This window comes from Corynebacterium sp. HMSC08C04, from assembly GCF_001807495.1.
GTDB lineage: Bacteria > Actinomycetota > Actinomycetes > Mycobacteriales > Mycobacteriaceae > Corynebacterium > Corynebacterium simulans.
Window position 1 is genome coordinate 86,608 of the sequence record NZ_KV789195.1, and the last position, 14,483, is coordinate 101,090.

The 14,483-nt window shown below is 56.6% G+C and carries 14 protein-coding genes; 9 read left to right on the top strand and 5 right to left on the bottom strand.

Annotated features, from left to right (window positions below):
* Positions 1–351 precede the first annotated feature (351 nt).
* Positions 352–807, top strand: a complete 456-nt coding sequence (locus tag HMPREF3169_RS01745) for a hypothetical protein (protein ID WP_141744808.1) — start codon at positions 352–354, stop codon at positions 805–807.
* An 85-nt stretch (positions 808–892) separates the two neighbouring features.
* On the opposite strand, the gene HMPREF3169_RS01750 is transcribed toward HMPREF3169_RS01745, so the two are convergent.
* Complete coding sequence (locus HMPREF3169_RS01750) at positions 893–2,134, bottom strand: M20 family metallo-hydrolase (protein WP_070432403.1); 1,242 nt, start codon at positions 2,132–2,134, stop codon at positions 893–895.
* Between the two features lie 51 nt (positions 2,135–2,185).
* A complete protein-coding gene (locus tag HMPREF3169_RS01755) occupies positions 2,186–3,793 on the bottom strand; it encodes an amidohydrolase (RefSeq protein WP_070455522.1) in 1,608 nt (535 codons plus the stop codon).
* A 112-nt stretch (positions 3,794–3,905) separates the two neighbouring features.
* On the opposite strand from HMPREF3169_RS01755, the gene HMPREF3169_RS01760 reads away from it, so the two are divergent.
* The 7 genes from HMPREF3169_RS01760 (at position 3,906) to HMPREF3169_RS01790 (ending at position 10,595) form a co-directional block, all read left to right on the top strand.
* Complete coding sequence (locus tag HMPREF3169_RS01760; protein WP_070455524.1) at positions 3,906–5,030, top strand: helix-turn-helix domain-containing protein; 1,125 nt, start codon at positions 3,906–3,908, stop codon at positions 5,028–5,030.
* 183 nt (positions 5,031–5,213) lie between these two features.
* Positions 5,214–6,566, top strand: a complete 1,353-nt coding sequence (locus tag HMPREF3169_RS01765; protein WP_070455526.1) for an MFS transporter — start codon at positions 5,214–5,216, stop codon at positions 6,564–6,566.
* An 11-nt stretch (positions 6,567–6,577) separates the two neighbouring features.
* Complete coding sequence (locus HMPREF3169_RS01770) at positions 6,578–7,192, top strand: cation efflux transmembrane domain-containing protein (RefSeq protein ID WP_070455528.1); 615 nt, start codon at positions 6,578–6,580, stop codon at positions 7,190–7,192.
* An 88-nt stretch (positions 7,193–7,280) separates the two neighbouring features.
* Entirely contained in the window at positions 7,281–7,508 is a 228-nt protein-coding gene (locus HMPREF3169_RS01775) for a hypothetical protein (protein ID WP_061920908.1), read from the top strand.
* 23 nt (positions 7,509–7,531) lie between these two features.
* Entirely contained in the window at positions 7,532–7,825 is a 294-nt protein-coding gene (locus HMPREF3169_RS01780) for a hypothetical protein (RefSeq protein ID WP_141761307.1), read from the top strand.
* Between the two features lie 160 nt (positions 7,826–7,985).
* The gene (locus HMPREF3169_RS01785) at positions 7,986–9,263 is read left to right on the top strand and encodes an arginine deiminase (RefSeq protein ID WP_061920904.1); all 1,278 of its coding nucleotides are present in this window, start codon (positions 7,986–7,988) and stop codon (positions 9,261–9,263) included.
* A 15-nt stretch (positions 9,264–9,278) separates the two neighbouring features.
* Entirely contained in the window at positions 9,279–10,595 is a 1,317-nt protein-coding gene (locus tag HMPREF3169_RS01790; RefSeq protein ID WP_061920901.1) for an amino acid permease, read from the top strand.
* On the opposite strand, the gene HMPREF3169_RS01795 is transcribed toward HMPREF3169_RS01790, so the two are convergent.
* The 3 genes from HMPREF3169_RS01795 to HMPREF3169_RS01805 form a co-directional block, all read right to left on the bottom strand.
* Positions 10,592–11,566 (bottom strand): nucleoside hydrolase, encoded by a 975-nt coding sequence (locus HMPREF3169_RS01795; protein WP_061920899.1) that lies wholly within the window; start codon positions 11,564–11,566, stop codon positions 10,592–10,594. The genes HMPREF3169_RS01790 and HMPREF3169_RS01795 overlap by 4 nt on opposite strands.
* 104 nt (positions 11,567–11,670) lie before the next feature.
* Positions 11,671–13,245 (bottom strand): PTS ascorbate transporter subunit IIC, encoded by a 1,575-nt coding sequence (locus tag HMPREF3169_RS01800; RefSeq protein WP_070455530.1) that lies wholly within the window; start codon positions 13,243–13,245, stop codon positions 11,671–11,673.
* A 9-nt stretch (positions 13,246–13,254) separates the two neighbouring features.
* Positions 13,255–14,094: a PTS sugar transporter subunit IIAB gene (locus HMPREF3169_RS01805; protein WP_061920895.1), complete on the bottom strand. Its 840-nt coding sequence runs from the start codon at positions 14,092–14,094 to the stop codon at positions 13,255–13,257.
* Between the two features lie 156 nt (positions 14,095–14,250).
* Between HMPREF3169_RS01805 and HMPREF3169_RS13210 the strand changes: the two genes are divergently transcribed.
* Positions 14,251–14,418 (top strand): hypothetical protein, encoded by a 168-nt coding sequence (locus tag HMPREF3169_RS13210; RefSeq protein WP_201040651.1) that lies wholly within the window; start codon positions 14,251–14,253, stop codon positions 14,416–14,418.
* Positions 14,419–14,483 lie beyond the last annotated feature (65 nt).

A 14,483-nucleotide genomic window follows, 5' to 3' on the forward strand; every position in this document is an offset into this window, starting at 1 on the left:
TAACAGCCACACATCATTGCTGTGCCAGCTGCATGCCTCATACTTTTGTTGTGCGTTTGAGAGAGCGCATGAGAGAGATAGAGAGAACCCCTCAGCTTCCGGAGGGCAGCCTTGGCTGATAATCGGAGGCGTTTAGAGAGAGACAGCGATAGCGCCCAGAGCCTTTTCGAAGACCTGGGCGCTTTCGTTGTGCAAAATCTAGCGATATACAAACCTACTATCTTTTGCACAGCGTTCTTGCGCCGGTTTCTGGGTTTTGAGGGCTCATAATTTGCGCGTGTGTTTGAGAGAACGCGCAAAGAGAGATAGAGAACAGTGCGGTACCAGCTTCCTCGAGGCAAGGCTTTCGAGATGACTAAGGAATTGCTCCGTCCTCTTGCCGTAACTGCAATCGTCGCTCTGTCCTTAAACAGCACGGTCGTGCCTACTGCCCAAGGGTTTAGCTCCGGGTCATCGTTTGGGGGTTCCTACCTCGGTGGCTTTGGAAAGAGCGAGTGGGTCAGCCCAGTGGGAATGATCGCCCGCGTAGAAAACGGCGAAATCGTGATGGACCGTCCGCTCAACGAGGGCGATGACGTCGAACAACTCGTAAAATACGGGCACGCTGACAACCTCACGCTGCTGCCAAGCGACATCGGCAGCTGGGGCGAAAGCTACTTCCCGATTCTGGATCAGAAGGTTCTCGCTGGCAAGATTTCGCTGCGCTTTATCCGGGGCTGCTGGGGTCTTAGAGTATGTTCAACGCGCAGACCGCCTCAATTGAGGTTCGCGTATCCCGCGAAATTACTGCCGATTGGAATGCTATAAAACCGGCAACCGTTGTAATCGCGGGCCGTGGCGGCTGGCAAGCGCGCAGGTAACGCCGCTGGACAAGTAACTCGAGCCAGGTGTTTTAGGTCAGCGCACCCTCAACCAGGCGCGCTGCCACGTGGGTAAATACATCAAGACCTGCAACGCAGTCTTCATCCTTGGTGTATTCCGCCTCATTGTGGGAGACGCCGTCAACGCTTGGGATAAAGAGCATGACGGTCGGTACGTGCTCCTTCATATTCGTCGAGTCGTGCCCAGCCACGGTGAAGATCTCCTGGTGAGAATAGCCCAGCTCTTCAACCACTTCACGCGCAAGTTCCACACCGGCCTCTGGATACGGGTTGAGCGCCCACTCATGGGTAGTGTTCAGCTCAACACGGGTACGGGACTCTTCTTCCGCTGCCGCAATAATCTCCCGAACGCGCTTCTGCGCGGTCTCCAGCGTCTCGCTATTCGGCGAGCGTAGGTCGATATTGAAGCGCACCTCACGGGCAATGGTCACCGGCGAGTTTGGCTCCAAGGTCAGCTGGGACACAGATGCCTGAAGCTCAAACTCTGGAAACTCTCGCGTTAAACGCTGTACTTCGGCAATGATGAGAGAAGCGCCAAACAGCGCATCACGACGATCCACCATCATGGTGGAACCGGTATGTCCCTGCTCACCGTGCACTACCGCCTGGAACTTCTTCGCGCCCCAGGTCGCGGTCACCAGGCCGATGGTGTTGCCAGCAGCCTCCAAACCCTTGCCCTGTTCAACATGGATTTCGCCATAGGAAACCACCTTCGGGGCCTGCTCGACCGGGGTCCATTTCGCTTCCTCAAAAGCCTCTGCCACGGTGGTTCCTGCAAGGTCCGTCGATTCCAGCGCCTTTTCCAACGGCATAACTCCGGTGAACACGGAGCTGCCCATCATGGACGGAGAAAAACGCGAGCCTTCCTCGTTGAACCAGTTGATTACGGCCAGGTTATAACGCGGCGAAATCTTCCCCTCTTCCGCATGGCGGGCCACCCGGTTTGCCGCATGCGCTGCCGCCAGCACGCCGTATGCACCGTCATAGCGCCCGGCCAAAGGCTGTGAATCGAGGTGCGAACCCAGGCCTACAAAAGGCGCGTCCGGAACGAACTCGAAGAGACCGTACTGATTGCCAATCTCGTCGTAGTGCACGCGCGCACCCATCGACTCCAGCACCTGCGCAAACCACGCACGATTAACGCGGTCGCCTTCGCTCGCAGCCTGCCTTTCGACGCCACCTCCCGCAGTCGCGCCGTTCGCCGACATCTCACGAAAGTCCGCCAGGTACTGTTCATCAGTTGTTGCTCGCATTATGTATTCCTTTCCGAGTTAATTCGCAATGTGTATTAGATTTTTTGGGTTTTAGAAGCTTCCGTAGCGAAGTTCGCCACCGACCACAGTCGCCAGAATTTCTATCTCAGATAGCGCTTCCACTTGTGTTTCCAGTGGGTTCGAGCCCAACAGAACGAAATCCGCGAGCTGCCCGGGCTTTATTTGTCCCTTTCGGCCTGCCCAGCCTGTAGCTGCCGCTGAACCCGCGGTATACGCGTAAAGAGCTTCAGATACGGTGATCTTGTCTGCAGGCCCATATTCATTGCCCGCAGCAGTAGTTCTTTGCGCGAAAGCTTGCATGACTTCGAGTGGGATACCACGCGTCACCGGTTGATCTGAACTACCAGGCAGAGTCATTCCGGCATCAAGGAGACGCTTAGCTGGATAAGACAGCTCTACACGCTTGGCACCGAGTTTCTGCGCCATTGCATCACCGAATTCTTTAATGAAATACGGCTGTGGGACCAGAACTACAGGCAGCTTCGCCAAGCGATCAATCTGTTCTGCTCTAACAACGCCTCCATGTTCGATTCGGTGCGGAATCTTGGGTGCGCCGTGCACACGAATGGCTTCTTCGAGCGTTTCAATCGCGAAGTCAACCGCAGCATCACCGATTGCGTGTAAAGCGAGTGACCATCCGGCGCCCGCTGCCATTAAGGCATTACGCTTGATTAGCTCCGGGTCGCCTTGAAAATAGCCTGAATGCTGGCAGCACTCATAATTCTCCGTCATCGCAGCCGTAGTCCCAAGCAGGGAGCCGTCCGTAAAAATCTTGGTGGGGCCAATTTGCAACCATTCGTTACCGAGCCCGCTTCGGATGCCGGCGTCGATACCCCAACCTATGCCATCAGTTTGATGCCCATCGAGTTCGTGGAGAACATCCATGGTCACCATTACCTGCGTACGGACTTGTAAATCAGCAGCTTGGTAAGCCGCAATCTCGCGAGGGCTATGTCCAATCCATCCGCCCGCTACACCAGCATCAGTAACTGACGTAATTCCTCGTTCGAGGTAAACTTGGTGCGCTCGTTCCAATGCACTTGAAATCTCAGTTTGAGATTCAGGCAAAAGCACCTGCTGAATCGGGCGCATCGCATTTTCGTCCAGCAAACCAGTACATCGACCAGCTGAATCGCGAACGAATTCTCCGCCTTCTACTGTCGGCGGCGCCGCAGGATCAATTCCCGCTAATTCGAGTGCACGAGTATTAACGGTATAAGCATGGCCAGAGTTGTGTTTGATAAGAAGCGGACGTCCAGCGGCCGCGCGATCCAACTCGCTAAGTTCAAGGGTCTGTCCACCCAAGCTAGATGCGACGAAGCCCGAAGCAATAATCCATTCGCCAGAAGGCTCAGCGGAGGCAACTGCATCATATACATCTTGCGCGCTAACAACCTTGGACAAATCAACTTCCATGAGCGTTTGCCCGAACCACACGGAGTGCGAATGCACATCGTTAAACCCTGGGGTAAGGACTTTTCCTTGTGCATCCCAACGTTCACCCGGAAGAGCTAACGCAGCATCATCAAGGGCAAGTATCTTCCCATTCGCGAAGGCAATCGCATGCGCTTCAGGGTAAGACGGATCCTGAGTCAGTACATGAGCATCGTAGATGATAGTGATTTGATTCTGATTCATTCACTCCTCCTTACTTATGCTGCAAGTCACACTAAGCGAAGAAGGGCAGCTGCACAGTCATTTCCCACAAATTGAGTCATTTTCCCACCCTTTAGCCAGTAGTGTTGTGCATATGCACGATGGCGATTGGGAAAGAATCCTCAAAGAAGTTCAGTCAGACATCCCAGGATTGGTCGATGACTTCATTACTGATTTCAGCAGTCTTGGCAGCTATGGCAACTCCCCTGTCAGTGAGAAAGAACTTCGCCGCACTGCTTTTGAGGTGCTCACCATGCTGATGGAGGCCATCGCAGGCACACTGGACGACACGACTTTTCGCCAGCATGCAGACGCCTTAGGACGCAGACGCGCGCAGCAAGGCGTCCCCATCAGCACGCTCATAGATGCAGTTCAACTGGATTTTCTGGTGATTTGGAACCGCATCCGTCAAGCCGCCGGAGGAAACCAAGAAGTACTTATCTCTCACGTGGACCAACTGCACAATGCGGTCGCAAAATACAATTTCTTCGTTCGCGATGGCTTCCGGAGAGAAAATGCCCGTATTGCGCAAGATTTACGCCTAGCCAACGCCCGCCATCTCGACAAATTATTCTCCTCCGCCTCCATTGACACCATCACAATCAAGGAAATAGCCCAAGCAATAGGCTGCGACGCACATAGCAATTTCAAAGTCGTCGTTTTCCACGCAAACAGCGCCTTGAAAGCTCGAGACGCACTCGAACTTGCAACAGCGGAAGGAAAGATCTTCGGCTATCCGCACAATGGTTTATTCACCGCTTTCTGGCCCATAAGCGCCGAGAATCAGCCGAACATTCCAGCATTACCCAGCGCTGTTTTCAGTAAGGTCGAAGGGCTTGCAAATGTCCGCGATGCAGTACTAGCTAGCCCCAAACTCTTTGAGGCTTCACGCACGCCCACACAGCCGACCCCAGCCCATGAACTATCTTGGGCAATTGCAGGAAGCGCACTCGCATCTTTTCCCGGTTCGAAGCAAAACGAGCTAAGCGCCGATATTACGAAGTTACGCAATTCCAACTCCCCGGCCCTAGAAACTGTAGAAGCTTATCTTCGCACCGGCTCAATCAAACAAACAGCAGCCATCAGCTACTGCCACCGCAACACTGTCATCAATCGGCTCAGCCAATTCGCAGATGCAACAGGCTACGACGTCACGCGTCCTTACGACGCTGCCGCAGTCATTCTCGCGCTCAACTATAAACCGGTAACCACTTTCTAATCCTCTTCCCCCGCCTCTCGATCCACACGGCAAACACGCCCTTCAAGCCATGGGCTGTGCAATTGCACAGCCCATGTTCAATCCGCAGGAAAAAATCCCAACTTTTATATTTTTCATCCCGCTACAATTTCTCCACCGTTATTGTGTTATCCACACCACACCTTAACGACAGGAGGGAATATCTTGACTGGCCCGACCGCTCCCCTAGACACTCAGTCTTCAACCCCCGAGCAAGTCGAAGTCAACTCCAAAGACGTATTCAAAATTGCTAGCTCAGCATTCATTGGTACCGCGCTTGAGTGGTATGACTTCTTCCTGTTCGGCACCGCCTCAGCATTGGTCTTCAATGACCTCTTCTTCTCCGACGCCAGCGAAACCACAGCAACTCTCGCGTCTTTCGCGACGCTAGGCGTTGGCTTCCTTGCTCGACCTTTTGGCGCAGTTTTATTCGGCCAGATCGGCGACAGGATGGGACGTCGCCCAGCACTTCTCATCTCGATTGTCGCTATCGGCGTAGCAACGGGCTTAATCGGCCTATTACCTAATTACAATTCAATCGGCATTTGGGCTCCGATTGCGCTAACCGTTCTACGTCTTGTACAGGGAATTGCAGTTGGTGGCGAGTGGGGCGGCGCCACCACGATGGCAATTGAACACGCACCTGCAGAAAAGCGAGGGCGCTACGCCGCATTCGTCCAAATTGGCTCGCCCGCTGGCACGCTCCTTTCTTCTGGCGTCTTCTCCCTCATCCTCATGCTGCCTGATGACGCAGTTTCAAGCTGGGGTTGGCGCATTCCTTTCTTGATCGCGTTCCCATTCCTCGCAATTGCGCTTTATATCCGCACAAAAGTAGAGGAATCTCCGGTCTATCAAGCCTTGGAGAAGGAAGCAGAAGAAGATGAAGCGAAACACAAAGGATCCCTCAAAGAACTATTTACCGAGCACTTCGGGCAAATAGTTCTTGCCGCTGCAGCAGCCCTGCTCGGAATCGGCGGGTTCTTCGTATTGACCACCTACACCATCAGTTACGCCACAATCACCTTGAACTTCGAGCGCCAAACGGTAGTCAATGCGACGCTCGCTGCCGCTGTTTGCCAGATCTTCATCAACCTTTACTTTGGCCGGCTCGGCGAGAAGATCGGGCCAGGCAAAGTAATGGGCTGGGGAGGTATTGCAACTGCTGTCATGGCCTATCCCATCTGGGCAATGATCGACTCTGGAAACGCAGCCTTGTTAACTGTGGCTGTCTGTCTCGGCCTCTCGTTAGTAACGAGCACCTACTCTGTCTCCGGCGTTCTTTTGTCCGAAATCTTCCCAGCGAACGTCCGCTATTCCGGCGTCGCTATCGCTGCAAACATCGCTGGAGCAATTTCCGGACTCCTGCCGTTTATCGCGACTGCAATGAACGCTTCAAACGAGACGCCAAGCTCGATTCCTGGAGTTATCATCCTCGTGGCAATCTCCCTGATTACAGCGTTGGGCTCATTCTGGGCTGAGCGTCACCGTCGTACCGATGACGTGGTCGTTAAAGACTAATATCGAGCTCCGTGAGCTCTGAACTAACTTCTTCCACCCTCGGCACCCGCGCCCGGCGCGTGGTGGCGGGGGTTGCAGCATTGAACCTGTTTGGCTTTTTCGTTGAAGTGGCCATGGCCTGGCACATCGGGTCAGCTTCGCTGCTGGCCGACGCCGCGGATTTCCTCGAAGACTTCCTCATCAACACACTCGTCTTGGCGGCGCTTGGATGGTCGGTAGCGGGGCGTCGGAAAGCAAGTTACGGGCTTGCGGGACTTATCCTCATTCCGGCAATCGCGGCCTTTGCCACTGCAATCTGGAAGATGATTAGCGGCACTCCGCCAGAAGCCTTCCTGCTTTCCGGTACCGCGGTATTTGCTATGCTCATCAACCTACTTTGCGCGGTATTGCTACTTAGCCTGCGCAAGCATGGAAGCGCGCTGACCAAGGGCGCCTGGCTGGCGGCCCGTAACGACGTAGCGGCCAATCTTCTTATCCTGCTGGCTGGCGTTATCACCATCTGGTGGTTTAGCCCGTGGCCGGACATCGCTGTCGGCATTGTAGTAGGCGCTATCAACTTGAGCGCTGCGAAGGAAGTTCTAGAAGCCGCCCAGGCAGAAGACCCAGAACTAGAGCTAGAGGAATAATCCCCATTTTCAGAGGGCACTTGGGACTTTTACCGCATACTCCTTATCAGAATCGCTGACCTCGATAAGGAAGGAACCTAGATCTCTCATGCAGTCCCAGACCACGCAGATGCCAGCTCTAATGCCTGAACGCATCGCACAGGAACGCTCCCGGATTCAGTCCAACAAGAAGGCAATGGCGCGCGTCGCCAAGCTCGAGCGTGAAGCCTTGTCTAAGGCACGCAAGCAGGAACGCGACTTCGATACCGTGTTCCTAGGCATCCTGTCTGGGGCCCTGCTGGTCTACATGGCGCTGATGGCTGCCGCTTTGGTTTAGGTGAGAATGCCGTGGTGACCACGATGGACATTCCCAACCGATACCGCAGCAACGCCTTCGCGGAAAAAGCCCGCGAATCGGCACGCATGGCAAAGGCTTTGGAGACCGCCAAGCGGGAGGAGCAAGAGGCCGGACGCGGCACCACCTATCTGTTGGCCGTGCTGTGCGCATTGGTAGGTATCAGCATCTTCATCAAGTTTTGGCCGTGGGTTTTGGTTTTCTGCGCCGTCGTCATCGCGACGATTATCGTCGTTGCGCTTCTCCCCGCCTCCTACGACGAGTCCCACCCCCAGACGGGTGCAACACGAGATTCCTGAATCTTTTGCGAATTATGCAAATCTTATTCACTACCAGCAGCATGAATGATATGTATGATTCAAATTACTATTCATTTCATTATGTGACCCATAACTCATAAGGGTTTAGTTACTGTTGCCTCCAGCACCAAATACTTGAAAAAGGAAGGCACAGATTTACATGATGGATTCTGTTGAAACCTCCGGTAACAAAGACGGACAGCAACTCGGCGCTTGGTCAGAGGTAGGCAAACTCCGCCAGGTAATGGTCTGCCGCCCCGGCTTGGCACACGAGAGGCTCACTCCAAACAACTGCAAGGAGCTGCTTTTCGACGACGTCCTGTGGGTCGAGGAAGCGCAACGCCACCACGATGAGTTCGTCGCCCGCATGGAAGAGCGCGGCGTCGAGGTGTTGCACATGCGCATCCTGCTAGAAGAAACGCTGGCGACCAAGGAAGGCCGCGAGTTCATCCTCGGCAACAAGCTACTGGATAAGAACGTCGGCGTGGGCGTGGGCAGCGAATTGCGCGAGTGGTTTAGCGGGCTGGACAACAAGACTCTGGCCGAACTTCTCATCGGCGGAGTGCCTTTCAACGAAATCCCCAAAGGCCTCGGCCACGGCGTCATTGACACCATGCGCAACGTGTACGCTCCCGATGAGTTCGCGCTGCGTCCTCTGCCCAATAGCCAGTTCTCCCGCGATAACTCCGCCTGGATTTACGGCGGTGTCTCGCTGAATCCGATGCGCCTTCCTGCCCGCCACCAGGAGACGATGCTCACGCGTGCTATCTACCGCTACCATCCGCGCTTTGCCAACGCATCCTTTGAGTTCTGGTACGGCGACACGGACGAGGACCCAGGCCTTGCCGCCCTCGAAGGCGGCGACATCATGCCGGTGGGCAATGGTGCAGTCCTAGTGGGCATGGGCGAGCGCACTACTTGGCAGGGTGTGAGCCGCTTGGCCAGCAACCTGTTCAAGGCGGGTGCAGCAGAAAAGGTCATCATCGCAGCCATGGCCCCAGATCGCGCCTCGATGCACCTGGATACCGTGTTCACCTTCCTCGACGCCGACAAGGCCACCGCCTATCCGCGCGTGGTGGATACCATCCGTCCGCTTATCCTGCGCCCTGCAGATGATCAGAAGAAGCTGGAACTCGAAAGCCCAGACAAGCACTTCGTCACGGTGGTCGAGGAAGCGCTCGGCCTGGATAAGCTCCACGTCGTAGAAACTGGCGGCAATTCCTATGCCGCGGCGCGTGAGCAGTGGGATGACGCCAACAACGTGGTTGCCTTGGAGCCCGGAGTGGTCGTGGCTTACGATCGCAACAAACACACCAATGCCAAGCTTCGCGACGCCGGCGTCGAAGTCATCGAGATCGGCTCCGCCGAACTGGGCCGTGGTCGCGGTGGCGGACACTGCATGACCTGCCCTATCGTGCGCGATGCAGTGGACTACTAAGGGGAGAACTAGCCGATGACAACTTTTGACACTGCCGCGCCCGCCGCGGACGAGACCGCATCTACTGCCTCCCCAGTAGGTCGCGAGGGAAAGAAGACCGAAGGTACTGCGCTGGGCTGGGTGCTCGCGCTCTTCGGCACCGCGATGGGCGCAGGTATCCTCTTCCTTCCGCTACAGGCGGGCACCTTTGGCTTCTGGCCGCTGGCCTTTGCTACGGCCATCATCTTCCCAGTGGTCTATTTCTCCCACCGCACCTACGCGCGCATCGTCTCGGGCGCTCCGGTCAAAGACCACGGGCTTGACGTCCTCGAGCTGGTACGCAAGTACTTGGGCCGGCATACCGGCCTCTTCGTGGCATTGATGTACTCGCTGGCGAACATCCCCACGGTGTTCATCTACGCCATCTCGTTGACCAACGCCATCGACAGCTTCATTGTCAATCAGCTCCACGGACCATCCATTAACCGCTGGGTTCTTTCGGTCCTGTGCGTGGGCATCCTGACCGGCATCTTCGCCATCGGCCGCAAGCCCATGCTGTGGCTGGCGCAGGCACTGGTCTATCCGCTCATCATCTCTTTGGCTGCTACCTCGATTTATCTGATCCCGCAGTGGGACCTGCGTTCCTTCATGGAAGTGGAATATCAAGATGGCAGCTGGCCTTATATTCTGCTGGGCTCGGTGCTGATTCTGCCGGTTCTTGCCTTTTCTTTCTCGCACATGGCCGGCCTTTCCCAATTCTCCGTGGATATGCAGCCAACCTACGGCGAGAAGACGGAAAAGCGCGTTACCCGCATCGAGCTCTACACCGCCGCTCTGCTGGTCATCTTCACGATGTTCTTTGTCTGGTCCTGCGTGTTGGCCTTGGGCGCCGATGGCATGAAGGAAGCAACGGAGCAGAACCTGCCCGTGCTGTCCTACTTCGCCAACGTCACCGGCGTACCGCTGCTTGCCTGGCTGGCCCCGATGGTCGTTATCTTCGCGATTATTACCTCTTACTTCGGCACCATGCTCGGCGCTGAGGAGGGCACCTCTTACATGGTGCGCCTCATCGCGCCACGCACTGCGAACCGTCTGAACCGCCGCGGATTGCTCACCATCGTCTACACGTTCATCTTTGTCACCGGCACGCTGGTCTCGGTGTTCAATCCGCCAATTCTCAACCTCATCTACTTGGTGGGTGGCGTCTTCGATGCGGTGCTTATCTTCCTGCTTCCGGTCTACATGTTCCACCGGGTCAAGGAGTACAAGGCCTACCGCCATGACCCGTGGAACTACTTTGTGTTCTTCTTTGGTTCGGTGATTCTGGCAGTCACCATCTGGGACCTGTTCTAGTCCGCTTTCTGAATCGGACGGTTTGGGTTGGTCTGGGTTTCCAGGACGTCGTCAAGCAAGCCAAAGAAGCTTTCGCGGTCCGCCTTTTCGATGACCGTCGCGTTAGCTTCCAAGCCAAAGGTCTCCCACGCCATTGCCGCATAGCCTCGCGTAATCCCGTTGCCCGTGACCACGTCTACCTTGTAGCGCCCGGATTCTTGGATGAGTTCTGGGTGCAACAGCGTTGCTAGCGTCATCGAATCCGGGTGGGTGGAACCGCCAATACCGGCGGCTTCATCGAAGTCCAAGGTGGTATCGCACATGGCCTTGAAAAACTTGGCAATCGGGGTACCCACCGCGACCTTTTGGTCATACTCTGCACGCGGCATGGTGGCGTCATTGAAGGTCACTGGATCCCATGGCATCACGACGATGTCCGCGAAGCCGGCGCTGAAGACAATCTGCGCCGCTTCCGGGTCGACGTAAAAGTTAAACTCCGCGGCCGGCGTAATGTTTCCACGGCCATTGTTGGAACCGCCCATGATGTAGAGCGACTTCACGTTCTTCACAAAGTTGCGGTCTTTGACCACTGCCGTTGCGATATTCGTCAGCGGCCCGATTGCCACCACGGACACCTCGCCTGGGTTCTCCGCGGTGATACGCAACAGGGCGTCGACAGCATGCTCTTTTTCTACCTCGCAGCCCGAGTAGTCCATGCTGAGGCCTCCCGAACCGTCACCGTGCACGTCTTCTGCCGAGGCCCACTCCTGCAGCATCGGCTGCGAGCAACCGGCATAGATAGGCACCTCGCCCAGCTTGCCCGCCGCATTCAAGGTCATGTGCGCATTCTTAATCTGCTGCTCAAAGCCCACGTTGCCAGCCACCATCGTGATGGCACGGAAATCCGCGCGCTTGTCCAACAATCCAACCAAGATTGCTACGCAATCGTCTTGGGCGGTATCGGTATCGAGAATGAAAGGAACAGTAGACATTATCTTCCTTAAGCAGTGTGGACATCGGCTAGTTAGGCCTCCAATTTATCCTGTGCACGGGCGCGCAAAAAAGCGCGCAAGGAGAACCTTGCGCGCTTTGGAGGTTAGCCCCGAGAAGGCGGAACCGGAGCACCCTTCGGAGGAAGCACCTTGGGGTACTTCTTCGAAGCTGCGGTCTGGCCAGCGGCAAGCGGCTTAACGCCAGACTCCTCAGCCTTTGGGGTGGCAGCGCCCGGCTGCTCACGCCACGGAGTGGGGTCCCAGTTGGTGGCCACAAGCTTGCGCTGAGAGAACCAGCCCAGGGCCAAGACGACCAAGCCAAGTACAGCGATGAGCACGAGGCCCAACGCTCCACCGGCCTTGGAGGACCAACCCAAAAGCAGGCCGAACCAGCCAAAGTCGGCGTCGCCAAAGGTGGTGTTGGCATCGCCGAAGGAGCCGAGCACGCCCAAGAGGAAGGCCGGTAGGAAAGTGATGATGAGGCCGTTAACAAACGCACCGAAGATGGCGCCGCGGCGTCCGCCGGTTGCGTTGGCGTAGACGCCCGCTGCACCACCTGTGAAGAAGTGCGGCACGAGGCCTGGCAGGATCAGCGCCACGCCGAATGTTGGGCCGAGCCATGCGGCCAGAACAGCGAGGCCGATGAGGCCGCCGATGAAGGAGAAGATGAAGCCCACCAGCACGGCGTTTTGTGCATACGGGAAGACGATAGGCGCGTCCAGAGCCGGGATGGCACCGGGGACGACCTTGGCAGCGATGCCCTGGAATGCAGGGACGAGCTCGCCCAGGATGGTGCGCACGCCGAAGAGGATCACGGCCACGGCCACGCCGAATTGGAGGCCTTGGGTAAAGGACTGCATAAGGTAGTTACCCACGTTGGTGGCACCGCCTTCGAATGCAGTGAAGGCCTCCTCGGTACCAGCGCGCACCATGAACATGACGGCGAGCACGATGTACATGAGCGCCATGGACAGTGCGGTAGCCACCATAGAGTCGCGCAGGAAGCGCAGGCCTTCGGGAAGCTTGAGCTCCTCCGTGGACTTGGACATCTTCTCGCCCTTGCCGCCAACTGCCTTGCCCACGGCACCGGCAGCGAGGTAGCCGGCGGTGCCGAAGTGACCAATTGCGATGGAGTCGTCGCCGGTGATGCGGCGCGTCCACGGGTGTGCGATGGCAGGCAGGGAGACCATCAAGATACCCAGCAACGCGGCGCCAAAGGCAACCACGATCCAGGAAGAGTATCCAGCAGGTGCAAGGACCATGGTCAGCAAGGTGGCCATGAACAGCACGTGGTGGCCGGTCAGGAACACATAGCTCATCGGGGTAAACCGGGCCAGGATCAAGGAGACCACGAAGCCCAGAATCATAATCCACGCCACTTGGGAACCGAACTGGTCCTGGGCAATGCCCACGATGGCCTCGTTGGTGGGCACCACGCCCTGCGCGCCGGTGGCGCCGGTGATCATGGCGCCGAGGGGTTCCAGCGAGGCGGTGACCAAGCCGGCACCCGCGCCCACGAGCAAGAAGCCGAGCGTTGCCTTGATAGCGCCGCCGAGGACCTGGCCCACGCCACGGCCCATCGCGGCGAGACCCACCGCGGTAATGATGCCGATTAGGAACGCCGGCACGGAGAGAATTTCATTGACCAAGAAGTTGGCAATGTTCAATAGGACATCCATGAGTGCTCCTTAGACGTCGTAAAGCTCGCGCAGAGCAGAATCGATTTCGGACATGTTCGTAAAGTCTTCGATGACGTGGACGGGCACTCCGACATCGCCGAGCGTTGCAGCGATCTCCCCGGAGGTCAGCAGGAAATCAGCTTCCTTCGCACGCCCCTTGGCCGAAATCGTGTCTGTTGCCTCGACGGTGAGGTACTTGCCCCAGCCCCATTCATCAAGGACCTGCTCCAGCGTGTTCTTCAGGAACAACGACGTGCCCAGGCCATTACCGCACACGGTGTAGATTTTGCCCTTTGAGGCCACCGAATCAGCCGCGGTCTGGTGCTCGGCGCCATCGCGCGCGTCACTGTGATCAGCTGCAAGAGACGCGCTTGCCGACGCCGCTCCTGCCCCACCGTTCGCAACATCCACAAGCGCCTGGCGCAGCTCAGCTTCGCTTTCTACAGAATCCAGACGCGCACGCACGTCCTTCTTCCCCAGCAGCCCGGCCAGCTCCTTCATAGCCTTCAGATGCTCGGACGAATCCTTCGCTGCAAGTGCTACGACAAGAGTCACGGGGTCATTGGCCTTGGAGCCAAACTCCACTGGAGTGTCCAAGCGCACCCACGACAACGCCGTTTCGCGCACTGCTTCCGACGGCCGCGCATGAGCAAAGGCAAAGCCCGGTGCGACCACAATGTATGGACCATTTACTTCCACCGACTGCACCATCGCCTCGGTGTATGCCGGGCTCGTCTTGCCCGCCGCAACGAGCAAACCGCCCGCCAACTCAATAGCCTCACGCCAGTCACTCGCGCGGCCGTGCAGGTCAACTGCACCTTCTGCGAGTAACGCATTCAGCATGGACATACGTGTCCTCCTACCTTAACTCTTTGCCGGCCACGAAAGATATGACCAGCCCTAGCTAAAGTAATTACCAGGTATGCAAACGTTTACCTAGTCGTTGACGAAGATTTAGGCACATGCCACTCAACACTCGTTGCTGCCTTTATCACGCAACCAAGAATGGAAGCCGCATTCGCAACTGCACACCTTCAGGCAGAGCAGGCCGAAAGTTTTTACGCCGTGGCTTTCAAAAACGCTCCCAATCACATCATCGGCACACAACTCACTGATGCCTTCTGGCGCTTTAGCCGTATTAACCAAGCCGCGAATTTCGCGCCCACCGACTGATCAACCAACATTCACATCGCAGACCGTGCATCACACGATTACTGGCCTGAATTGGTTGCAGATCG

Coding starts and splice junctions, on each gene's coding strand:
- HMPREF3169_RS01745 (WP_141744808.1), top strand. CDS start 352: ATGACTAAGGAATTGCTCCGTCCTCTTGCCGTAACTGCAATCGTCGCT.
- HMPREF3169_RS01750 (WP_070432403.1), bottom strand. CDS start 2,134: ATGCGAGCAACAACTGATGAACAGTACCTGGCGGACTTTCGTGAGATG.
- HMPREF3169_RS01755 (WP_070455522.1), bottom strand. CDS start 3,793: ATGAATCAGAATCAAATCACTATCATCTACGATGCTCATGTACTGACT.
- HMPREF3169_RS01760 (WP_070455524.1), top strand. CDS start 3,906: ATGCACGATGGCGATTGGGAAAGAATCCTCAAAGAAGTTCAGTCAGAC.
- HMPREF3169_RS01775 (WP_061920908.1), top strand. CDS start 7,281: ATGCAGTCCCAGACCACGCAGATGCCAGCTCTAATGCCTGAACGCATC.
- HMPREF3169_RS01780 (WP_141761307.1), top strand. CDS start 7,532: ATGGACATTCCCAACCGATACCGCAGCAACGCCTTCGCGGAAAAAGCC.
- HMPREF3169_RS01785 (WP_061920904.1), top strand. CDS start 7,986: ATGATGGATTCTGTTGAAACCTCCGGTAACAAAGACGGACAGCAACTC.
- HMPREF3169_RS01790 (WP_061920901.1), top strand. CDS start 9,279: ATGACAACTTTTGACACTGCCGCGCCCGCCGCGGACGAGACCGCATCT.
- HMPREF3169_RS01795 (WP_061920899.1), bottom strand. CDS start 11,566: ATGTCTACTGTTCCTTTCATTCTCGATACCGATACCGCCCAAGACGAT.
- HMPREF3169_RS01800 (WP_070455530.1), bottom strand. CDS start 13,245: ATGGATGTCCTATTGAACATTGCCAACTTCTTGGTCAATGAAATTCTC.
- HMPREF3169_RS01805 (WP_061920895.1), bottom strand. CDS start 14,094: ATGTCCATGCTGAATGCGTTACTCGCAGAAGGTGCAGTTGACCTGCAC.
- HMPREF3169_RS13210 (WP_201040651.1), top strand. CDS start 14,251: ATGGAAGCCGCATTCGCAACTGCACACCTTCAGGCAGAGCAGGCCGAA.